18 protein-coding genes are annotated in these 23,478 nt (G+C 42.7%); 15 read left to right on the top strand and 3 right to left on the bottom strand.

All coding sequences use genetic code 11. The features are described from left to right. Positions 1-355 precede the first annotated feature (355 nt). Positions 356-1,471 carry a tyrosine-type recombinase/integrase gene (locus tag L5M71_RS10600; protein WP_263206687.1) on the bottom strand — a complete coding sequence of 372 codons (1,116 nt, stop codon included), beginning with the start codon at positions 1,469-1,471 and terminating at the stop codon, positions 356-358. Positions 1,472-2,050: 579 nt separating this feature from the next. Between L5M71_RS10600 and L5M71_RS10595 the strand changes: the two genes are divergently transcribed. From L5M71_RS10595 to L5M71_RS10580, 4 genes are all read left to right on the top strand, one after another. Continuing rightward, complete coding sequence (locus tag L5M71_RS10595) at positions 2,051-2,578, top strand: hypothetical protein (RefSeq protein WP_263197428.1); 528 nt, start codon at positions 2,051-2,053, stop codon at positions 2,576-2,578. A 168-nt stretch (positions 2,579-2,746) separates the two neighbouring features. Further along, entirely contained in the window at positions 2,747-3,085 is a 339-nt protein-coding gene (locus tag L5M71_RS10590) for a hypothetical protein (RefSeq protein WP_105252539.1), read from the top strand. Between the two features lie 348 nt (positions 3,086-3,433). Further along, a complete protein-coding gene (locus tag L5M71_RS10585) occupies positions 3,434-5,422 on the top strand; it encodes an ATP-dependent DNA helicase RecQ (RefSeq protein ID WP_263206686.1) in 1,989 nt (662 codons plus the stop codon). Next, complete coding sequence (locus L5M71_RS10580; protein ID WP_028759892.1) at positions 5,415-5,690, top strand: hypothetical protein; 276 nt, start codon at positions 5,415-5,417, stop codon at positions 5,688-5,690. Before L5M71_RS10585 ends, L5M71_RS10580 begins: the two co-directional genes overlap by 8 nt. 86 nt (positions 5,691-5,776) lie before the next feature. Here the strand turns inward: L5M71_RS10580 and eco are convergent, their stop codons facing one another. Further along, entirely contained in the window at positions 5,777-6,328 is a 552-nt protein-coding gene (gene eco, locus L5M71_RS10575; RefSeq protein WP_263206684.1) for a serine protease inhibitor ecotin, read from the bottom strand. A gap of 641 nt (positions 6,329-6,969) precedes the next feature. On the opposite strand from eco, the gene dmeF reads away from it, so the two are divergent. From dmeF to L5M71_RS10550, 5 genes are all read left to right on the top strand, one after another. Further along, positions 6,970-8,211, top strand: coding sequence for a CDF family Co(II)/Ni(II) efflux transporter DmeF (dmeF, locus tag L5M71_RS10570; protein ID WP_263206682.1), 1,242 nt, complete (start codon positions 6,970-6,972; stop codon positions 8,209-8,211). After that, entirely contained in the window at positions 8,212-8,691 is a 480-nt protein-coding gene (locus L5M71_RS10565) for a MarR family winged helix-turn-helix transcriptional regulator (protein WP_028759894.1), read from the top strand. It begins immediately after the preceding gene. Positions 8,692-8,902: 211 nt separating this feature from the next. Continuing rightward, the gene (locus L5M71_RS10560; RefSeq protein WP_263206680.1) at positions 8,903-10,996 is read left to right on the top strand and encodes a prolyl oligopeptidase family serine peptidase; all 2,094 of its coding nucleotides are present in this window, start codon (positions 8,903-8,905) and stop codon (positions 10,994-10,996) included. A gap of 268 nt (positions 10,997-11,264) precedes the next feature. Further along, entirely contained in the window at positions 11,265-12,890 is a 1,626-nt protein-coding gene (locus L5M71_RS10555) for a phosphoethanolamine transferase (protein WP_263206678.1), read from the top strand. A 194-nt stretch (positions 12,891-13,084) separates the two neighbouring features. Next, positions 13,085-14,113, top strand: a complete 1,029-nt coding sequence (locus L5M71_RS10550) for a GGDEF domain-containing protein (RefSeq protein WP_028759897.1) — start codon at positions 13,085-13,087, stop codon at positions 14,111-14,113. Between the two features lie 131 nt (positions 14,114-14,244). On the opposite strand, the gene L5M71_RS10545 is transcribed toward L5M71_RS10550, so the two are convergent. Beyond that, entirely contained in the window at positions 14,245-16,950 is a 2,706-nt protein-coding gene (locus L5M71_RS10545) for an acetate--CoA ligase family protein (RefSeq protein WP_263206676.1), read from the bottom strand. Between the two features lie 276 nt (positions 16,951-17,226). On the opposite strand from L5M71_RS10545, the gene L5M71_RS10540 reads away from it, so the two are divergent. From L5M71_RS10540 to L5M71_RS10515, 6 genes are read left to right on the top strand one after another with little or no spacing between them, the layout of a single operon-like run. Beyond that, the gene (locus L5M71_RS10540; RefSeq protein WP_263206674.1) at positions 17,227-18,369 is read left to right on the top strand and encodes a methyl-accepting chemotaxis protein; all 1,143 of its coding nucleotides are present in this window, start codon (positions 17,227-17,229) and stop codon (positions 18,367-18,369) included. Positions 18,370-18,383: 14 nt separating this feature from the next. After that, the gene (locus L5M71_RS10535) at positions 18,384-18,668 is read left to right on the top strand and encodes an STAS domain-containing protein (protein WP_263206672.1); all 285 of its coding nucleotides are present in this window, start codon (positions 18,384-18,386) and stop codon (positions 18,666-18,668) included. Positions 18,669-18,676: 8 nt separating this feature from the next. After that, positions 18,677-20,410, top strand: a complete 1,734-nt coding sequence (locus L5M71_RS10530) for a SpoIIE family protein phosphatase (RefSeq protein WP_198573195.1) — start codon at positions 18,677-18,679, stop codon at positions 20,408-20,410. A 3-nt stretch (positions 20,411-20,413) separates the two neighbouring features. Then, complete coding sequence (locus L5M71_RS10525; RefSeq protein WP_028759902.1) at positions 20,414-20,779, top strand: response regulator; 366 nt, start codon at positions 20,414-20,416, stop codon at positions 20,777-20,779. Between the two features lie 17 nt (positions 20,780-20,796). Beyond that, the gene (locus L5M71_RS10520) at positions 20,797-22,953 is read left to right on the top strand and encodes a chemotaxis protein CheA (RefSeq protein ID WP_263206669.1); all 2,157 of its coding nucleotides are present in this window, start codon (positions 20,797-20,799) and stop codon (positions 22,951-22,953) included. 10 nt (positions 22,954-22,963) lie between these two features. After that, the gene (locus L5M71_RS10515) at positions 22,964-23,476 is read left to right on the top strand and encodes a chemotaxis protein CheW (RefSeq protein WP_049821692.1); all 513 of its coding nucleotides are present in this window, start codon (positions 22,964-22,966) and stop codon (positions 23,474-23,476) included. The last annotated feature ends 2 nt before the right edge of the window (positions 23,477-23,478 follow it).

Here is a 23,478-nt window from a genome sequence, read left to right as displayed (position 1 = left end):
AAAGATGATTTTATATTACAATAATACTGCAGTGAGCAATAAACCCGCTATGCTATGAAAATGTTAACCAGCAGTTTGCTATGGTCTAAGCTGCTGAGGCCGAAGTATCTCAATTAGGATTTTTATTCTGCTATAATGTAAAATCTTGTATCCAAGATAAAAAATATAATGTGAAATTATTGCTTTAATTATTTTTAAATATAAAACTTAGAAATAATTTAAATATAAATTACTGAATATCATTTTTATTCATAAACATGATAGAGATATTTTTAACGTTAAAATTGCAATTTTATTTTAATTAAAAGACTAACTGATTCTTACCGAGTCATGATCTAGTTTAGTCTTTTGGGTTTTAGTCTCTTGGTTTTAAATAATGGCGAAGTGAGCGCGGATCTGTATGGCCAGTTCTGGCCATAATGTATAAATGATCTTTATCATTTTCATGGAGTTGAGTGACACAACCACTACGCAAACTGTGGGCACCATAAAACTTTGCAGGTAGGCCCGCTTTTGTACAATATTTTTTAATGATGCGATAAATATCGTCTCCCGTGAGAAAACCACTATTTTTATGTAAACTTGAATTAGCTTCAGAGTGATGTTCTACTATTTGATAAGGGCGTAAATATTTCCCATCACGGGAAAGCGATCTAAATAAATGTCCATCCTCTATATTGGCGAGTGATAACCAATTTTTTACCGCGTTGAGTGCTGCAAAAGGTTCATGATCCGGCAGGTCTTTCCATTCCCGTTGACCTTGCTGATTACTCTTCGAATAAGGTAGGCGCACTTTTAGCTTATTGCGTAAAAAACTGACATATTGAACTTTTATATCTGCAAGTTCAGAACGGCGAAACCCACCTTGTAATCCTAACTGAATAATGGCTTTGTCTCTTGCTCGGGTTAATGGCTGCACTTGTTCATCGATAGCTTGAATGAGCATTTCCACTTCATCATACATAATCGGTTGTTGATCATAATCACTCACATGGCGAGATTGATTTCTGCTTAAACCGCGCATCACTCTGATCACCAGTGGGTGCTCGGTAGGTGAGTGGAATCCCGCTTGAATATGGTGGTAGCGTATCGCCGCGAGTCGAGTCATTAATGTCTGTTTAGAAAGTTGTACTCCAGTACTCTCTTGGATCAATTCTTTCTGATGACCAATAAATGAAATCACGCTACGGGGATCTGCGGGAAGGGCCTGTAGTTGGTGTTCGGCACAATAACGGCTAAATAGACTAAAGCTCGTATTATAAACACGGCGGGTGTTGGCTGAAATTTCATATTCAGTTTCTTCGGCAGCACTTAAATAATCACTTCGAACAGATTGTGGCAGGAAAGTCTCTTCAAAAAAACGTGGCTGTTCAGCATGGTTATTATTGTGATGTTCTGATCCTGTCACTCTTTCATTCGTTACATTGGTGTTATTTTGAGCGTTACTATTTGTCCGGATCATTTTAGACATGCCGTTGAAGTCACCTGATATCGAATTAAGAAGGCGTAATTATACGCAAATCACGCCTACATCTACCAGTGATAATCGTCATTATCACTGGTAGAGTGCTTATTTGTTCAAATAAACTTCTGTTATCGGAATAGGGCGCATTAAATAGCATTTAGTTGGTTTTTTTAGTTTAAAAAATAGCCAAGATAAAGCCGTTTGAACAATGGCGATTAATTATGCAGATATAGAATTGAAAGCAAAAATAGTATGAAATACGTACTTCATATATGCGTTGGTTTCGAACTTGGTTAGCCAAATAATCACAATTTTAAAGAATGGTTTAACCATTTTATTGATTTTTGTGGAATGGAATGCCCCTAAACTAGGCTTATCTATTGGCTGAAATTTAAGCTAATAAGTACAAGAGCTTATTAGGTATTTGACCTGATACGAGTTGAGTTATTCTTCCTAAAGTAAAAGGGAAGCACAAGGAATCGATATCACACACAAAAAATGGTTGAACCATATATTAATACTTATCGATTTGTACTAGCATAATTCATCTGCATTAGACGCATGCTTAGCTAAAGAAACGTATTTATGGAACCGCAAGCCTGGATATATCAACAAGACAAACCAACAGCAGGGAGAAAATTATTATTGCTTGAGGAAGCAGAATTAATTTTTGCCTTACCCTTAATTTATCGCCTTATCAATCCTGAAGCTGTGGCATCTAAACCGGATTGGTTTTGTGACGCTGAGTTACAAACGGTTTCCTATACTAAGTTGGTAACACAACTAAATGAATTGGTCCGATTACGCAAAAAGGCACAGCGGATCGACAACGAGCTTATTAATGTAAACAAAATGCTCAATCAGTATTTTACTGATTTTGGCTGGCGTATGGTTCGCAAAGAATTATCTCAAATAAAAAAACGGCAAAAAAAGTCTCATATTGAGCTGAGCAGGGATATTATTTTGAGGTTAAAACGTTATATGGAAACTCAAAAGTTAGACAGTTTTGACCAAGCCATTGATACCCTATTGTCAGAGCATAATGAAAATATTTCGCTTAATGTTTTACAACATACTGATGAGGATGTTGTAGACGACATTGTTGATGAATAGAACAAAATAACCGCGGATCTATGTTTTGAAGAATATGATTTTAAAGTTGTTCTATTGCCTAAAATGGATTATCTAATAAGGGTAAGTTAGCCGTGACTTATCTGTGCAGACACGTAAAATTACTGTTAAGATCTTATGTTTACGACTAGATAACGCGAGGCATTAGAGATGAGTTTAAGTATTGCAAACGATAGGAAAATTGCGGTTTTATGCCGAATTGAACCTGGCTGTCTCGGACCTGATGGCGTAGATCATATTGAGGCTTTTTGTGCTTTAGCCCAGAAAGCGATGCAACATTTTGACGTCGATGTCGGCACTTGGGTGTTGATCCCAAGATATGATAAAACCTTAGAAGAGATGCAATATAGTCTTGCAAATAAGTTGCTTTCGCGTGAGCAGGCAACTAAATATTTAGTTTCTATAGGGCGTGACATTGATGGTTTTGAAGAAAGATTTCAGGACAAACTGACGTCGCTGATCAACCTATATCTTGCTAGAAAACCTTAAATGCTCTATTTATCGGAGATGTATTTTTTGCTGAGATTCATCTGACTTCTTGTTTTTTTATAGGAGATATCGGATTTGTATTTTTACAAATCGGTTTTATTTTCATATTTAATTTCTGACTAAAAAAGTAAATTAATCCTATATTAATCATTGTTTTGTAACCAAATTCGAACCTATAATTACGCTCCTGATGAGCAGTTAAGTTGGCTTGAAAACTCAGTTGTTGCTAATTAACTCCGTAAAGTACGTCAAAATTTGCTAGACTAGTCGACTCACTTAATGCTGAATCTTTTTCTTGCGGTATGCCCGAATTTTGTGGGTGGTAAGGATAAGTGTAAAGGACGGTTGATGTTCAATCCCATTCCGGAAACCAATCCATACGTTAGTTTATTGCAGCAGGATTTCGGGTTTTCTGAATTTCGCCCTGGTCAAGCGCAAACGATAACACAACTGTTAGCTGGGAAGTCGAGTTTAGCGATTTTTCCGACGGGTTCTGGTAAATCCCTTTGCTATCAATTTACAGCATTGCAGTTACCCCATTTGAGTTTAGTGATTTCGCCTTTACTCGCCTTGATGAAAGATCAACTGGAATTTTTACAGTCTAAGGGAATTCATGCGGCCAGCATAGATTCAACCTTAAGCGCCGAGCAGAGTCAGCAAGTGATGACAGATGCGCGCTCTGGCAAACTGAAAATTTTAATGGTGTCGGTGGAACGTTTCAAAAATGAACGCTTTAGGCAGTTTATTCAATCGGTTCCGCTGTCTATGTTGGTCGTCGATGAGGCGCATTGTATTTCAGAATGGGGCCACAATTTTCGGCCTGATTATCTTAAATTACCCGATTATCGGCGCGAGCTTGAGATCCCGCTGGTACTGTTACTGACGGCCACCGCGACACGTAAAGTGAAACTGGATATGGCCAAGCGCTTCGATATCGCGCCCGAACACATAGTACAAACGGGATTTTATCGACCCAATTTAGATTTGACTGTTCTGCCCGTGTCGACGCAAGAGAAAAATGCCTTACTGGTTAACCAGATAACATCATTCTCAGGTGCTGGTATTGTGTATGTGACGTTACAGCAAACCGCCGAAACAGTCGCACGACTCTTGAGCCAACAAGGCATAGTCGCCAGTGCCTATCATGCTGGATTTGAAGATGAAAAACGTCAACAAATTCAAAATGATTTTATGCAGGATAAGCTGCAAGTGGTGGTTGCTACCATCGCCTTTGGTATGGGAATAGATAAGAGCAATATCCGTTTTGTGATCCACTATGATTTGCCTAAATCCATTGAAAACTACAGTCAAGAAATCGGCAGAGCAGGGCGTGATGGTGCGTTATCCCATTGTGTGACTTTAGCCAATCTTGACGGACTCAATACCGTTGAAAATTTTGTGTATGGCGATACGCCTGAGCGAGAAGGTATAGCGCAAGTCATTGAAGCAATTCGACTTGAACAAGATTCTGCTCAGTGGGAATGTCAGCTTAATGGCGTGTCGACGGCGAGTAATATTCGCCAGTTGCCGTTAAAAACGTTACTTGTGCAGCTAGAAATTCTAGGTGTGGTTAAGCCGTTATTTGCTTACTACGCCGATGTTAATTACAAATTTTTAGTGGATAAACACGCCATTCTGAGCCGCTTTAATTCCGAACGGCAGGCGTTTTTGACGCAAATTTTTAATCATACGCAGATGAAGAAAATATGGGGCGCGTTAGATTTTGATGCCTTGTACAGTGCGACGGGCCATGAACGCAGTCGCGTGTTGGCCGCGCTGGAATATTTAGCTGAACATCAGTTGATTGAATTAGAAACCAAACGAATTACCGATGTGTATCGGGTGGATGTTGCCGCATTAGCGCGTCCGGAACTCATCGATGAGCTGTACCATTATTTTATTGATAAAGAGCAGAAAGAAATTGCGCGAATAGCGCAGTTAGTCCGCTTTTTTGAACTTGAGACGTGCTTAAGCCACAATTTATCCCGTTATTTTGATGATAATGAGACGCCGGCTGTCTGCGGTCATTGCAGTGTCTGCCGCGGTCATTTCGCTAAGTTGAGTTATTCGACGGAACCTACTTGGCCGACAGAACAGCAGATATTGGCTGATTTGCGTGAGTTGAAACATCATTTAACGGCTAAAGGCATTGGTGCATTGTCAATCGATACCTATTGTCGTTGCCTCGCTGGTATGTCAGTTCCTTTGGTGAGTCGTTTTCAAGTGCGTAAGTTGAGTGGTTTCGGCCGCTGTGAAAAATTGAGATATGCTGAAATTAAACAGAAAGTTGAGTCACTGTTGTCGCAACTAGATGATAAAAGAGTTGAACATGAATAAGGCCGTAAAAAAGATGTTAGCCACCCATGAACATTTGGTTCACTCTGAAGGTGTGACTGTGGTTTCGCATATGCAAAGGGAAAAGGCGGAGTGGATACAGCATACTGTTATGATTGAAGATTGTGACGTGCCGTTTAAATTTAGACGGGTCAAAAAGTATCGTAATCTGCAAGGGCAAAAGATCAATGTCATCTATTACCCAGAGACAGAAACTGTGGCAGGTTTTGAAATAGAAATTATGCAAGTCGTTAGAATTAAACGATTCTAGTTAATGCGCTTCGAGTCTTTGCTTTTATTAATCAGCAAAGACTCGAAGCGCATTTGATTGATGATGCAAGAGTTAAATTCGGCTATTTACTTGGAATATTGATAGGTTGAATCTACTTTCCAAGTTCTGAAACGCAGTTCAGCGCCTTCTGGTAGATAAAACACCTTAGGCAAGCGACTGTCGTAGCGCATTTTTAGTTCACCCGGAATACGTACAAAAGCTTCTTTCTTCGCCAATTCGAAACAGGCCATCATAGTGCTCGGGCCTTCAGCGATTTCATCCACTTGATAGTAGTTATAACCCCAACCTTGCACTGTCAGTTCCTTCAATTCCCCGCTTAATCCATGCTTATTGCAATCAACCATTTGAGTCTGACCAATTTGGATTTCGACCATGTAGTCATCTTCGTTTTCTAATTTAGGTAAACTCAAAATGTGCTGCACCATACCTGCTGCCGGAGCAGGGAACATCTTAGTGGCTTCCTGCGCGCTGTAATCTTTTGGATCGAAACGTTGAATACTGATCATAGGCGCATTTAACCCTGTTGGATGTGGTGGGCTCACCGCCACGGCATTGAATGACAATAGTGCAAATGCAAGGGGAACAGCGCTAACGCTAAATAAGGTCTTCAATTTCATTTTATTTCTCCTAATCGAACTGAATTGATGTCGATAAATTTGTCTGTGTTCTGCTCCCTATAAACGCAGCAGAGGTAAAAAAGGGTTAAATTATTCAATAAAAAATCGATTTTTTATTCAAATAATCTTTATCAATCTGAATAATAAGGGTTGATTACACTTTCCAATGACTTATTTTGTTAAGTTCGCAGCTATTTCAATTCTTTGCTGTGGCTGTTTTATGACTCATATCATGCGAAAAATATACGAAATAGCCTAGATAAAAACCTTAAAACTTGGATTTCAACTTGCACTGAAAAGCCACAGCTGTGTCTGTCTATAACTGCATAAGGCTATAATAAAGCCAATCTAACTCAGCTATGTGAGCTGTTTTTACTCATAAATCAAGCGCTAATCCATTAAACCTTGCCTGATATCCTTTGCCTAGTCTAGCTGCCTATCTTAATTCACATATCAGTGTCTCGACTGATGGCAGGAGGGCAGATGCATTATGGGGATTCAAATACACGTTTAAAAGTTTGAAAACAGTATATCTTGATAAATAGTTAATTTGATCTTCATATATTTTGATTTTCAAACTATAATTCAAGCGACGAGTTTTTCACCATTAATAGCGATAGAAATGGAACAGGGGCCATACAATGAAATCAATGACAGCCGAGCAAGCGACAGGGCATCAAGCTACTACGGGAAGCAGCCAAGGGCACTCACTCGCCCAGTGGCAGCACGCCCATGAGTTTTCGAGTCAGAACCGCGATGGCGAGAAGAACACTCGCTATGTACTGTATTTAACCGTGATCACTATGGTGGCTGAAATTGCTGCCGGAACCATTTACGGTTCTATGGCACTGCTCGCCGACGGTTGGCACATGGGAACCCATGCCGCGGCCTTTATGATCACGTTATTCGCCTATTCGTATGCCCGTAAACACGCTAACGATCCTGCATTTGCTTTCGGTACTGGCAAAGTGAGTGTGCTTGGCGGTTATACCAGCGCAATAGCGCTAGGACTTGTGGCACTGGTGATGTTGATTGAATCGGGAATGCGACTGATTAATCCTGAGCAAATCCATTTTAACGAAGCTATATTTGTGGCTGTCATAGGTTTGAGCGTTAATGTGCTGAGTGTATTTTTACTCAAAGATCACCATACCCACGACCATGGGCATCATAACGGGCACGCTCATGGTCACGATCATGGACATCAAGATGATCATGAAGACGAGCATACTCATCACAGCTGCGAAGCACACTCCCATGACGTTCACGTCCATACGGCTCATTCACATGGTGTGGATTCACATACACATGATGACTCACATTCACACGTTGAAAGTCATCAAAATCATAGCCATTGCCATCATAAACAGGAGCACCATGCTGCTGAGCATGAGCATGAGCATGAGCATGAGAGTCAGAAGGCACACGGTGGTCATGATCACAACCTACGCGCCGCCTATTTTCACGTATTAGCAGATGCGTTAACGTCAGTGCTCGCCATTGCGGCCTTGTTGTTTGGTAAATACATGGGACTGACTTGGCTCGATCCGGTTATGGGTATCGTGGGTGCTGTGATTATTAGCCGTTGGTCATGGGGACTCATTCAGCAAACGAGCCCTATCTTACTTGACGGTGGTGTTAAAGCGTCATTGCAGCGTAAGGTCGTGGAAACTCTTGAGGCCGTACCGGATCATCAAGTGGCCGATTTACATCTTTGGCGAGTGAGTGCCGATCACCATGCTATTATGGTGTCTATCGTGTCCCATTCACCGAAAGATGTCAGTTATTTTAATCAGTTACTGTCACAATTTCCTGAATTGGCCCATATCACTATTGAACTCCATACTTGTCGTCAGCGCGAGTGTATGGCTAAGGAAGCCTAAATGACTGTTGAACATCATCATTCATCAAACCTGAATTCAACGACTGCTCATTCAACGGCCGCACATTCAACAGATCATGCATTAAATCATGTGATTATTGAATTTTACGAAAAGCTGTCGTCTTGGGAACACGCCATTGTACGTGACAAAGGTTTTAGCCTATCGCAGGTGCACACCATTGAGTTACTCGGCGTGCACGGCGCTATGAGGATGAAAGAACTGGCGGATAAAATTGGTGTCACAACAGGTACACTAACGGTTCAAATCGACAAAATGGTTGAAGCTGAGTGGGTTGTACGTCGTCCCCATGAAACCGATCGTCGTTCGATTCTAGTGGAGTTAACCGAAAAGGGCCAAACTTTGTTCCTCGAACATGATGCATTACATCTACAACTCACCACAGATCTCACCGCTAAAATGAGCAGTGAGGAACGAATCGTACTGCTCAATTTGTTGTCTCGTATGAATAACGAGTTTTAATTTACCCTATTTCATCCACTAAAAAGCGTCCCTCGTGGACGCTTTTTTATAGCATGACATCTTTAAAAACGCGATTCATTCTAGATTAATCATCAGCTATTACAGTACCTTACCTTTTGTTGCATTCTTGTTGGATTAATAGTTGAACTGGATATTAATTAAGGTAATGTAAGGGCAGATCTCAAGATGGACTTTGTTTAAAAGGAATAGAATGAATAATAAATTACTGCCTTTGTGCATTGCAGGAGTGCTCGGTATGAGCGGTCAACTTCACGCAGAAGAAGATAAATACATTTGGTTAGAAGATGTTGAAGGCGCAAAGCCGATGGAATGGGTGAAAACCCAAAATGCTGCATCTGCCGCCGAAATTAAAGCGTTTAAAGGTTTTGATACCTTAGTGGCGAACAGTCTCGCCATCCTGAACGATAAAGAACGCATTCCCTACGCGACCCACATTGGCGACAAGTTATACAACTTTTGGAAGGATGACACCCATGTGCGCGGTATTTACCGCCGCACTACCATGGAAGAATATGCTAAACCCGATCCCAAATGGGAAACCGTGCTTGATATCGATGCCCTAGGTAAAGCTGAATCCGTCAATTGGGTATTTAAGGATATTAGCTGTCAGTATCCCGAAAATGAGCGCTGTTTTGTCTCACTTTCCCGCGGCGGTGCCGATGCGGTGGAAGTGCGAGAATTTAATTTAAATACTAAATCCTTTGTTGCCACCAAAGATAAGCCATTCTTTTTGAAAGAAGCCAAATCAAGTCTGAGCTGGATAGATAAAGACCACGCCTTTGTCGGTACTGATTTTGGTGATGGTCAAAGCATGACTGACTCAGGTTATCCACGGGAAGTGAAACTCTGGCAACGTGGTACAGCACTCGAGCAAGCGAAACCGATTTTCACTGGTGACAAAACCTCAGTCGCAGTATCAGGCTGGGTTTTATTCGATGATAAAACGCCGCTGAGTTTAGTCACCGAGGCACATACTTTTTATACCGCCAGCCAATATGTCTATCAAGATGGCAAACTCATAGGGTTACCATTACCTCAAGATGCTGAGATTAAAGGTTATTTTAAAGGTAAGTTATTTATTGAGTTAAAGAGCGATTTAACCAATAAAGACGGTAACTTTAAGCAAGGTGCGGTCGTGTATGCCGATGTGGCGGATCTTATCGCCCAAAATGCCAAATTCAGTTTATTTGTGAGCCCGACTCAGACCGCATCGATAGCGCAGCTTAGTTTTAGTAAGAGTGCGATTTTCGTGAATTGGCTCGATAACGTGAAAAGCAAATTAGTGCGGTATGAGCAAGACGAAAAGGGCGCTTGGCAAAGCACCCAAGTCCCATTCGAAGCGAATGGCGCCCTGACGGTAATGGACGTTGAGCAAGACAGTGATGATTTTTTCGTGAATTACACTAGTTTTCTTGAGCCTTCAAGCCTCTATACGGTTAATGCAAAAACCTTAAATCCGAAGAAAATTAAAGGTATGCCGCAACAGTTTGCTGCGGATAAGTTTAAAACTGAGCAATACTTTGCGACGTCTAAAGATGGCACTAAAGTACCGTACTTTGTGGTGATGGCTAAGGATCTTAAGTTAGATGGCACTAATCCTACGCTACTTTATGGCTATGGTGGGTTTGAAGTCTCACTGCGTCCATCCTATTCGGCCACCATTGGTAAGAACTGGTTAGAGCAGGGCGGCGTATATGTGTTATCTAACATTCGTGGCGGTGGCGAATATGGCCCAGCTTGGCATCAAGCGGCGTTAAAGCAAAATCGACATAAAGCCTATGAGGATTTCGAGGCAATAGCGGAAGATTTGATTGCCCGTAAAATCACGTCAAGCAAACATTTAGGCATCCAAGGTGGCAGTAACGGTGGCCTGTTAATGGGGGCGGCGTTTACCCGCAGGCCTGATCTGTATAACGCTGTAGTGTGTCAAGTGCCTCTGCTTGACATGTTTAGATTCAATAAGTTACTCGCCGGTGCCAGCTGGATGGGCGAATACGGTAATCCGGATATTCCTGAGGAATGGGCTTACATTAAAACTTATTCTCCGTACCATAATCTGCATAAAGACGTGCATTATCCAAAGGTCTTTTTCACCACATCGACCCGTGATGATAGGGTTCACCCAGGTCACGCCCGTAAGATGGTTGCTAAGATGAAAGACATGGGAATTGATGTCTTGTACTACGAAAATATTGAAGGTGGCCACGCCGGCGCTGCAGATAATAATCAAGCCGCGGAACTTAATTCAATGGCGTTTGCCTACTTATTACAGCAATTAAGATAATTACCGCTGGGTTAGCATGAATTGTTAACTCTTCACTGGTAAAACCGAGCAAGACCCTAATAGGTTGGGGAGCAGAAAACGGTCGAACTTATTGAGGTTCGGCCGTTTTTTTAAGTTTATTATTTAATGTTAACAATACCCACAGATAATTTGAGCCATTGCCAAGAGCTTGCTACTATTGCGAAAAATTTCACTGTCAAAGGCCTAAGACTACCTTAAGAATACTAAGTTATTCTCGACAAACAACTAATTTGAGTGAGAGCTATCAGTGTTAGCAAGATTTAAGACTCTATCGGTGAATCGATTCACTTTTATCACAGCGTTATTTTACGTCTGTATTTTCAATATCCCATTGTTTGGCATCATTAAGAAAGGCATTGAAAAACAACCTGATGTCGATCCTATCTTCATCGCTACTGTGCCGTTGTTTTTAACCTTTGCACTCAGTTTTGTATTTTCCTTATTTACGGTGAAGTATCTCGTTAAACCGTTTTTCATCTTACTCACCTTGTTATCATCGAGTGTGTTCTTCGCTGCCTACCAATACAATGTCGTCTTCGATTACGGCATGATAGAAAACACTTTTCAAACCAATCATGCCGAAGCGTTCATGTATGTGAATTTTGCTTCGATAATGAATATGTTACTGACTGGGATTTTACCCGCGTACCTTATCTATAAAGCGGATATTCAGTACAAACCTTTCCTAAAAGAACTACTGCATAAAGTGCTTTTTATGCTAGCGATGTTGGCAGGACTGGGCATTATTGCTTTCTTCTATTTTCAAGATTACGCGGCCTTTGGCCGTAACAACGACGAGCTAAAACGTTATATCGTGCCGACGTATTTTATCGGTGCGGTGTCTAAGTACATCAATGTGCAGTACTTGCAAACGCCAATCGAATATCAGCAACTTGGCCTCGATGCAAAAAATGTCAGTGCCAACTCAAATGGAAAACCGAATTTATTAGTTCTAGTCGTGGGGGAAACCGCGCGTTCAATGAGTTATCAGTATTATGGCTACGACAAGCCAACCAACGCCCATACCCAAGACCAAGGATTAATAGTCTTTAAAGATACCCGTTCATGTGGCACGGCAACGGCGGTATCTTTGCCTTGCATGTTTTCTCGCATGGGACGGGAAGATTACGATTCACGCCGTGCCTATGCTCAAGACACCGCCGTTGATGTGTTGGATCATGGTGGTATTAAAGTGCAGTGGTTTGACAATGATTCTGGCTGTAAAGGGGTGTGTGACCAAGTTGAAAACATAACCATTGATTTGAACAGTGATCCTCAGTTGTGCACTGGCCAATATTGTTTCGACCAAGTGTTACTGAACAAATTAGATGAAGCCTTAGCCAACGCAGAACGCAAAGATACTGTGATTGTATTGCATGTCATTGGTAGTCATGGCCCGACTTATTTCTTACGTTATCCAGCAGAACACCGTAAGTTCACACCGGATTGTCAGCGCAGTGATATACAAAACTGCAGTGAAGATGAGCTGATGAATACCTATGACAATAGTATTTTGTACACTGACTATATTATTAGCGAAGTGGTTAAAAAGTTAGAAAATCAACAAGATAAATTTGATCCAGCCATGTTGTATCTGAGCGATCATGGCGAGTCTTTAGGCGAAAAAGGCATGTATTTACATGGCGCGCCTTACAGTATCGCACCGATTGAGCAGACGAGCATTCCTATGCTTGCTTGGGTATCAAAAGATTTTAGCCAAGATAATCAATTGGATATGGATTGTTTGGCTGAGCATGCGGCGAAAGGTGGTTTCTCCCATGACAATTTATTCGATAGTCTATTGGGACTAATGAATATCAAAACTGAGGTATATCAGCCTGAATTAGATATCTTTGCTCGCTGCCGCGGTTAATTGTGGACTTAATTGTCGCGAGGTTTTGCTCGTTCTAGTTGGTTCGACACCATGATGAGGAAGAGGAAGAGGATGGCAACATCCTCTTTTCTTTTGCTCCCTGTCATAATAATTGATTTCTCCCATATCCAAATTGAATCAGTTGATTTAACTTAATGTATACAAAAACATAACAAATCTATGGTTCGCGATTTATGTCTTCTACTGCAGAAAATAAAGAACTTGATTCTGCCGCGCAAATTTTGCGTTTGGCCGTGCCGCAAATGTCTGCCCTCGATATTCCTGTTACTCCTGAAAATTACACTGTTTGGTATGAATATTTTGCAGGCACAAATCTCGATTTAAATCGCGCGATTGATGGTTTTTTGGCGAATTCTGTCTCTTTTACCAAGGAAGTTAATACTAGTCTTTATAAAACCTTTATCCAAGAACAGTCACCAGAAGTGATTGAAAATGTTCAGATTGAAACACAAATCTTGATCAATAGCCTGTTAAATAAAATCAGCCAGTTGAGTCAAGGAACCGCGGCATTTTCTGGCTCATTAGCCGAGTTTGGTTTGCGATTACAGACTAATCCCGATATCAATACCTTGAACGAGCTGGTTGATGGTGTGGTCGATGAGATGCAGATGCTACTTATCAACAACCGTGAGATGGAGCAAAGTCTGTGTACCATGGGTCAAGAAGTACAAAATCTTAAGTCGGAAATGGAAAATCTTAGCCTCGCGGCGATGACAGACCAATTAACGTCTCTGCATAATCGCCGCGCCTATGAGTTGAGTATTCAGGATCAAATCTACCGTTCACAAGATCACCAGACCCGCTGTAGTCTCTTACTGATTGATATCGATAATTTTAAAGCCTTTAACGACACCTATGGTCATTTAACGGGTGATAAAGTATTGGCCTATGTCGCATTAGCCTTAAAGCAATGTGTGCGTGGAGATGACTTTGTTGCGCGTTATGGCGGCGAAGAATTTGTGGTGGTGCTACCTAACACCCATTTTCACGACGCATTGCAAGTGGCTGAAAATCTGCGTGAACGTATTTCTGAGCGGCGCTTAACGGTAGGGAAAGACAAAAAGCTTTCCCTTGGCGCGATTACTGTCTCGATTGGGATGGCCTCATTGCAACAGGGGGATGATGCTGAAACGCTGTTTAGTCGCGCCGATAAAGCACTGTACCAAGCTAAGTCCGAAGGCCGTAACTGTGTTAGAGGCTGAGAATGTGATGCGGGTGTCGATGTTTCAAGGCGTTAAGTATTAGCTCGGTCGCTATTTCGTTAAATAATCATTTACTTAGGATAACAAAACGCCGCAATGATTTGCGGCGTTTTTGTTCGTCTGGGTAGGTGCTATTGATCACTGGGCGGTTTTAAATCCATGTGCATTTTGATCAAATGCTCCTCCATATCGAAGGTCACTTTAAAACCGAGACTCTTGGCAAGACTGGCCATATTGCGATTCTCAAACATGGTAAAGCCGGTGAGCACGGGCGTGTCGTTGGCCTGATAATATTTGATCAATTTTTCGAGTAACAATTTGCCTAACCCTATACCTTGATGATCGCCACGCACCGCCATGGCAAACTCGGCCTCGGTATTATCAGGGTCAATAGATGCACGCACGGCACCTAAGGTGATGTCATCGCCATCAGGTCCCTTAGCCGTGGCGATAAAGGCCATCTCACGGGCGTAATCGATTTGAGTTAATACCGCCATTTCTTCATGGGTCATTTTCGAGCGCACCCCAAAATAGCGTTTGTATCTGTCTTCATCGGATAACGAATTATCGAAGGCCAAATGTTTAGGCTCATCTTCGGGCAAAATCGGCCTTAGCATTACCTTAAGGCCATTTTTAAGCTCGGCGAATTCTTCTAATTCCTTCGGATAGGGCATGATGGCCATCCGCGATGAACTGTCGGCATTGGCATCATGCAAACGGATATTCACATCGAGCAGAGTGATGTTTTCACCCGCGGCCAGTACTGGGTTTAAATCTAACGAGGCGATTTCAGGGCAATCAATAATAATATGGGATATTTGCGTTAACATCACGCACAGGGCATTCATGTCTAGACCCAGTGGTAAATGTCTGTCCTTTAACTTATGGGTCTTTAACGCTTGGATCACCATATAACGCGCCAGTGCCATATTCAGGGGAGGCAGGGCAACGGCAGCATCATTGGTGGGGTCCCATTCTGAGCCACCTTCGCCAAGGCAAATCGCAGGACCAAAGACGGGATCGCTTATCACGGCCACGCGGATTTCCTGCGCGCCAGCGGTCAACGCCATTTTCTGCACTATCATGCCTTCAATAATGGCTTCGGGATTGGCTTGATGCACCCTCTGGGTAATCGCATTCGCGGCGTGGCGGATATCTTCAGCCGAGGTTAAATTGAGCATCACTCCGTGCACATCGGACTTATGCAAGATGTTAGGGGATTGCACTTTTAACGCTAAGGGATAGCCCGCTTCATTCGCAATGGCCACCGCTTCATCGGCATCTTTCACAAACCAAGTGTCTATAGTGTTAAGCCCATAAGCACGCAAAATAGGGCTGGCCTCATGGGTTTCCAGTACCGATTTTCCTTTAGCTTGAGCCGCTTGCAGTAATTTGCGCGCCGTAAGGCTATCTGTCGGAATATTATCGGGGATCGATTGCGGCACTTCTTGCAGCAGTTTTTGGTTACGACGGTATTCAACCATGTGCATAAAGGCACCCACAGCACCTTCGGGTGTACGGTAGGTGGATATACCGCCCTTAGTGAAGCGTTTTCGTGCCTGATAAGCCGAGTCTTCACCGCTCCAGTTCGTCAAAATATTGAGGCGATTCTTTTTGGGATGCGCGTGGATCACACTCACCAAAGCATCAGCTATCTCAACACTTTCACCGAGTGCAGAAGGGGAGTGCAAGACCAAAATAGCGTCAAGTTCATTGGAATCCATCAGGATAGTCAAAGCCTTAGCATATCGTGATGCGTTCGCATCACCAATAATATCAATGGGATTTTGCCTTGACCAAGTATTCGGTAACACAGCTTCTAATTTAGCTATTGTGTCTTCTGATAACTCCGCCAGTTTACCGCCACGCATAATGAGTTCATCCACCGCTAATACGGCAGGACCGCCACCATTACTGATAATCCCTAAGCGCTCACCTTGCAGCGGATTGGAATGCGCTAAACTTTCAACCGCGGCAAACAGTTCAATTAAATCGTTAACCCGCAACATACCTGCACGGCGAAACGCCGCTTCATACACGGCATCATTACCGCCAACACCGCCTGTATGCAATTTTGCGGCGCGGGCACCTTCGGCGCTGCGGCCCGATTTAATCACTAGAATTGGCTTATTGCGTGAAGCGGCTCGGGCAGCGGAGAGAAAATGGCGTTTCTCATTCACAGAATCGATATAAAGCATGATGGCACTGGTGCGACTGTCGCGACCAAGGTAATCGAGCAATTCGTCAAAGTTAATGTCGGTGGCATCGCCCAGAGAGATAAAGGACGAAAAGCCAATACCTTTGTTATTCGCCCAATCGAGTACCGTTGTACAAATGGCGGCGGATTGAGACACGAAGGCAATTTTACCCGGTAGGGCGCTGGCATGGGCTAAACTGGCGTTTAATCCCAACGGAGGTAATAGCATTCCTAAGCTATTTGGCCCCAGAATACGCATCCCGTAACGCTTGGCATTTTGCATGGTTAGGTCGAGCAGACTCACGCCATCTTCGTTAAATTCCTGCGCCATGCCCGACGCCATAATTATCGCCACTTTACAGCCAAATTGCGCCAGGGTTTCAACGATGGCGGGCACACGGCAAGCGCGGGTACAGATAACGGCTAAATCGGGTTTGATGGGTAACGCTTCAATATTGGGATAGGCGAGCACGCCCATCACAGCCCGATATTTAGGGGTGACTGGCATGATAGGCCCCGAAAAACCGCTGGAGAGCAGGTTTTTCATCAGCACATTACCCGCGCGTTTCTCAGTATTCGAAGCGCCGATAATGGCAACGGAAGTCGGTTTAAATAAGGAGTGTAATGTACGTTGACTCATAAGCGATTCCATCCCAATCAATGACGCTTCCAGTGTAACCTAGGGTATGAGGACTGCACAGTTAAGTTTAGGGTTCTATAAAGGTAAGTTTATTAGCAAATCATGAATTTACAGCGATTTACTGAAGATTTGCGCCCAATACTGAGGATTTCTAACGGGATAACTGCATTTTCCGCATTGCCACACGTAACAATGTGAAAAATTTCACTTTCATGTTTGAAAATTGCTCAGTACCAAACTACTTTTTAATCACTGTACAATTATTGTGAAATAGATATGACATTCAAGGATGGGGTCGTTGCAGTGAGTGCGGCAGGCATTGGATATCTGCTTAGCTTAATGACATTCTGGGCTATGGGGCCGATTATTTCCGTGTTGATTATGTTGCTGTGGCAATCTTTTCAGCACAAGCAAATACAATCAGTTCAACAGCATGATGATAAGTCCTCAAACAACCAACTTGCCGCCGATTGGCAAGCTCACGTCAGTCTATATCAAGAAACGATCACCACACTCAACAGTTGTGAATCTAACATTGGCAGCGTACTTGCGGTGCAGGGCGATGCGGTCAATCTGCTGGGAGAATCGTTTGATGGCTTAGGGCGATTAATGACCGAGCAAACAGGGTTCATTTCCGCTCTTGTTCAAAGCACTGACGATGCTGAGTTATTCCATTCAGACCAAATGAAACAATTTGCCAACAATACCTCAATGACGTTAGAGCGCTTTATTCAATCCACCATAGAAATGTCGGCATCAACTATGGAGTTGTTGGAAAAAGTGAATCTCATCTACGAGTCTATGCCTCAAGCAATGAAAGCCTTGCAAGACATAGATCAAATCTCGTCCCAGACTAATTTGCTCGCTTTAAATGCGGCAATTGAAGCGGCGCGGGCGGGTGATGCGGGTAGAGGCTTTGCCGTTGTGGCAGATGAAGTGCGCGCTTTATCCACTCGTAGCGCAGGTTTTAGTGAAAGCATACAAAAACAGCTTAAATCAATTCAAATTCAGATTGAGCAATTAACCGTACACGTGAGTAAAGTCGCCGCTCAAGATATGACTTATATTATTGATGCCAAAAAGGATATAGATACTGCACTAAGGCAGATTATCGTTAAAGCAGAGAAGGATTCTCAAGTGATTGAACGTATCGATTCATCGGCACATGAACTAGAACAAGCCATCTCGGATACTATTCGGGGATTGCAGTTCAGTGATATTACTTCCCAAAGCCTGATTTACACAAATCAGTCCCTAAACCATTTAAAAGAATCGCTCAATCGCGTCACCACTATGTCACAACAGGAGTTTGGCATTAAGGGTGATGACATCACAATACAAATGAGTCGCAGACGTCAGGATACTCATAATCCCGTTTCAAGGGATCAAATTACCTGTGGTGAAATTGAACTCTTTTAATTAGGGATAACAAAATGTCAAATATTAAAGTTATTTCATTGCCAGAGCGCTTTGACTTTTATTACCACAAGAAATTCACCAGTGATTATCAAGATATTTTAACGCTTCCAGAGGTTAACCATATTATTTTAGATTTTAGTCGAGTGCTTTACCTTGATAGTTCTGCTTTAGGCATGATGGTATTGCTGCATCGTAAGGCGCAGGAGTTACATATTTCTACGTCTGTAAAAGCTGCACATGGTCAGGCGAATGAAATCCTTAGTATTGCCAATATGCAGAAAATATACATCATAGAGTAACACTCATTATGGTATCGCTTACTCAGCCGGAACATTTTATTTTAGTTATCGATGATGACGCTATTGCGAGTCAAAGGATCAGTGACTTTATTCATAGCAAAGGTTACAACGTCATTGTCTGTAGTGATCTAGAAGAAGGTTTATTTGAAATAACGCAAAATACGGTTGATTTAATTCTGATTAACTATTGGTTAAAGGATGGTACCGCACTGGCGTTACTGGATAAGTTGAATAAGGACAAAAAAGAAACACCTGTTATAGTCATGAGCGAGACAAAAGAAAATCAATCCGTATTAGCCTGTTTTAGAATGGGGGTTTTGGATTTTGTTGTTAAACCGATAAATGTTGAAATATTTTGGTACAAGGTTGAATGTTTACTTACCCGAGTGCAACTTCAGCATAAAGTAGAACATCAAAGAATTGAACTCGAAAAAATGCTTTATGAAAAGGCCCGAGAAGAACACATGGCCCGGCATTTATTTGAGCACTTAGTCAATATTGATAATACTGACTTTGATTTTGTACATACTTACTGCCAAGCCAGTGCCAATTTTAGCGGTGATATTATCCTCAATGGCATAGCGCCTAATGGCAATTTCTTCTTAATTCTCGCCGATTCAACGGGTCATGGCCTGAGTGCAGCCATGCCCATCATGCGTGTTGCCAGTACATTTAGGGCCATGGTTTCAAAGGGATTTTCTTTAGTTACGTTTATTTATGAACTGAATGCTAAGCTCCACCGAGAAAACCCTGAAGACAGATTTGTTGCCTGTATTATTTTAGAAGCCGATTTTAATCGTAATAAATTACACATTTGGAATGGTGGTATGCCCCCCGTGTATATTCAAACGGGTGGAATTGACTGTTTAACAAACCACAATATTAAAGAAACTGACCATTCTCGTTCAGTCAGTAATCAATCCATCGATAAATTTAAATCGACAAATATGGCCCTTGGTATTTTACCTCCGCATACTTTTATAGCGGATATTGTTACGGTTGATTTACCATCCCATGGGCATGCTTGCCTTTTTAGTGATGGTTTAATAGAGCAATATACCCATGACGGCAATCCATTTGGCATTGATAAATTAAAAGATCTATTTATTCATTTGTCAGGTGGTCTAGTCAAATATTTAGAGAACAATATGCATGAGTACTGTTCTGCTGAAAATATTGCCGATGACATCACTATTTGTACCTTAGATTTTGAACGATTAAACACTTGGCATCAAGATCGTGATGTTAGTCGTATTAAAGCCATTATGGATGGAGAGTTCTGCTGGGATGTCAGTATTGCAGGGCCTATGTTACTCAGCGCTGATTATTTAAGTTCATTGAATCAGTTCCTCAGTATATTGGGATTTGCGACCAATTTCTGTCAACGGGTTTTTACTGTTGTCGCAGAGTTATTTAGCAACGCTATTGATCATGGTGTACTAAAATTAGATTCTCGACTAAAAAATGATCCAGAAGGCTTCGAACTGTACCATAGTATTAGGGACAGTTTTGCAGATAGGCTCACGGAAAATGATTGGGTAAAAGTGAGCATCATCTGGCGTTCATCGCAGGATGAATTACATATTAGCGTGGCTGACAGTGGCAAAGGCTTTGAGGGTGATGAAAATTTGATGGCGGACATTCCTCAGTTGTCTGGGCGCGGTCTCTTACTGGTGAAAACATTATCTAAGACCTACGAATTAGTACCGCCAGGGAATATAACTAAAGTCATAATGGAATAGCGCATGAGTAAAAGAATATTAATTGTTGATGATTCCGCAGCGATTCGACAAATGGTCGAAGCGACCCTTAAATCGGCTAATTATCAAGTGGTACTGGCCAAAGATGGTCGAGAAGCCCTTGATATCTGTAATGGGCAAAGATTTGACTTCATTCTGACAGACCAAAACATGCCTCGAATGGATGGGCTGACCTTAATTAAATCCTTACGTGCTATGTCGGCATTTATGCGTACGCCGATCATTATGCTCACCACGGAAGCGGGCGATGATATGAAAGCCCAAGGGAAAGCCGCGGGTGCGACGGGATGGATGGTAAAACCCTTTGATCCTCAAAAGTTGTTGGCTATTACGGCTAAAGTGCTGGGTTAACTGCAACGGGGTGCGCTATGTCCATCAATATGGCCGAGTTCCATCAGGTCTTTTTTGAAGAAAGTCATGAACATCTTGAAAATATGGAACAATTGCTATTGGCATTGGACCTTGCTTCTCCCGATCCTGAAGAACTGAACACCATTTTCCGTGCTGCACATTCTATAAAAGGCGGCAGTGGTATTTTTGGTTTTACCGCATTAACCAGTGTCACCCATGTGATGGAAAACCTGCTGGATAAAACCCGTAAGGGTAACTTCCAATTAACGTCATCCATTATCGATTTACTGCTGAGTACTGTGGACACGTTATCCCATATCTTGAGCTTGTACCGCGAAGAAGAGCAGATTGATTGGCAGGAGGTTGAATACAGTAAAAGTCAGTTGGTTGCAGCGTTAAATGGTGAGCCTTTTAGTTCATCAGTTGCGATACGTAATGGTACAGACGCCGCTACTAGCACTCCCATCATAAATGCAGCACCCACCGTACCAGTGGAGGCAGAAGATCTGGGTTTTGGATTTTTTGAAGATGAAATGGCACGTGATATTGCCATCGAAGGTGAAGATTTTGGATTTTTTGATGAGCCTTATCAAGCGGAAGACATCAGCGCTGACAGTGTGGCAAATAATAAAGAGCGTACTGCTGAGCTGTGTGATGTGACAATTGACGATGATGAGTTAGGCTTTGGTTTTTTTGAAGCATTAACGCCAGAATCCTTCGCCAATGAAATCGAGTTATTAAGTTCAAAACCGCTAGTGCAGAAGGTTTATAAGCCAGCGACCACTCGAGCACATCAAGCCAAGGAAACTGGAAGTAGCCAATCCCAAAACACCTTATTTAAAGCCAAAGCGACTGAGCCCACCGCACCCATTTCAACCGTGCCTACGAGTCCTTCTGTGAAAGCAAGCTCGCCTGCAATACTGAGTTCAAACGCAACATCAAACTCATCTGTTGCCCCAAAGCCCAATACCACAGAGGTGAAAACAGCGACTAAAAAATCAGCCACGCCAGCCCAAGATGCCACCTTAAGGGTCGAAACCTCTAAGATAGATACTTTGGTTAATCTCGCGGGCGAGCTGGTGATCACTCAGTCCATGCTAACACTTATCGGCAATGAAATGACGGGCGATTTAGGTGAGCGACTCAAGACCGCACTCAATGAATTGGAACGTAATACCCGTGAGATGCAAGAGGCAGTGATGTCGGTACGTATGCTTCCCGTATCCTTTGTGTTTAACCGTTTCAACCGTTTAGTGAGGGACCTTTCTGAGCAACTGGGTAAAAACGTCAATCTCGTGATTGAAGGTGGCAACACAGAAATAGACAAGGGCATGATTGAAAAGCTCGTCGATCCGCTGACTCACTTAGTGCGCAATAGTTTAGATCACGGTATCGAAAAACCTGAAAAACGGCTCGCAGCGGGTAAATCCGAAGTGGGCGTGTTATCCCTTAAAGCCAGTCAAAGGGGCGGTAATATCGTTATCGCTGTGCACGATAACGGTGCAGGTTTACACCGTGAGCGCATTATTCAAAAGGCGCGGGAAAACGGTTTGCAAGTGGCTGATAACAGTAGCGACAAGCAAGTCTGGCAATTGATTTTTGCCGCAGGATTTTCTACTGCGGAGGAAGTCACGGATGTGTCTGGCCGTGGTGTTGGTATGGATGTGGTGCGCCGTAATATTGAAGCCTTAGGTGGACGCATTGATATTGAATCCACTGAGGGCCAAGGCTCAACCTTTGAAATCCAGTTGCCACTCACGCTCGCCATTGTCGATGGTATGACGGTTTCTGTGGGAAATCAGATCTACATTCTGCCCTTAGTGCACATCATAGAATCTATTCAGCCGCAAACGGAACAACTTAAATTTCTCGCCAAAGAAAGACTCTTAAAAGTACGTGAAGAGTACTTACCTCTGCTCAATCTTTATCAGCTGATGGAAATTGAGCCCAATGCCCGCTGCCCAGAAGAGGGCATAGTCGTATTGCTCGAAAGCAACCACAAGCGCTTTGGCCTGTGCGTTGATGCCTTAGTTGGCCAGCAGCAAGTGGTGATTAAAAGTCTTGAAACACATTATCGCAGGATCCCCGGAGTTTCCGGCGCCACCATCATGGGCGATGGCAGCGTCGCGTTGATCCTCGATGTCGAATCGCTCGCTCTGCACATTAAAAATTAAGGAAATAGCCATGGAGAGTCGATCAACTATGACCGCCAAAGTGGAATACAACGCCCATGATGAGGTGGAGTTTTTAAGCTTTATGTTAGGCGAAGAGCACTATGCCCTCGATATTATGTCCGTCAAAGAAATTCGCGGTTATGAGTCGGTCACTAAAATCGCCAACGCCCCTAGCTTTATAAAAGGCGTGATTAATTTGCGCGGTGACATAGTACCCATAGTGGATTTGCGGATGAAATTTGCTGTTGGAACCGCCACTTATAACGAGTTCACAATCGTTATTATGCTCAACGTGTTTGAACGTATAGTCGGCATAGTGGTCGATGCCGTCTCCGATGTGATTAAGCTGTCGGCGGAGGAAATCTTACCCGCCCCAGAATTTGGGGTGGCGTTCGATAGTCGCTATCTCAAAGGTTTAGCCACGGTCGAGGATAAGATGATCATTTTAGTAAATATTCAGGCTCTGATCAGCAGTGATGAGCTGGGTCTAATTGATGCAAATAGTCTGACTGATCAGGAGTAACA

This window comes from Shewanella sp. SW1, assembly GCF_025653545.1.
Classification (GTDB): Bacteria; Pseudomonadota; Gammaproteobacteria; order Enterobacterales; family Shewanellaceae; genus Shewanella; species Shewanella oncorhynchi.
The sequence above is the reverse complement of the archived record's forward strand: the minus strand, read 5'-3'. Positions and strand labels throughout refer to the sequence as shown.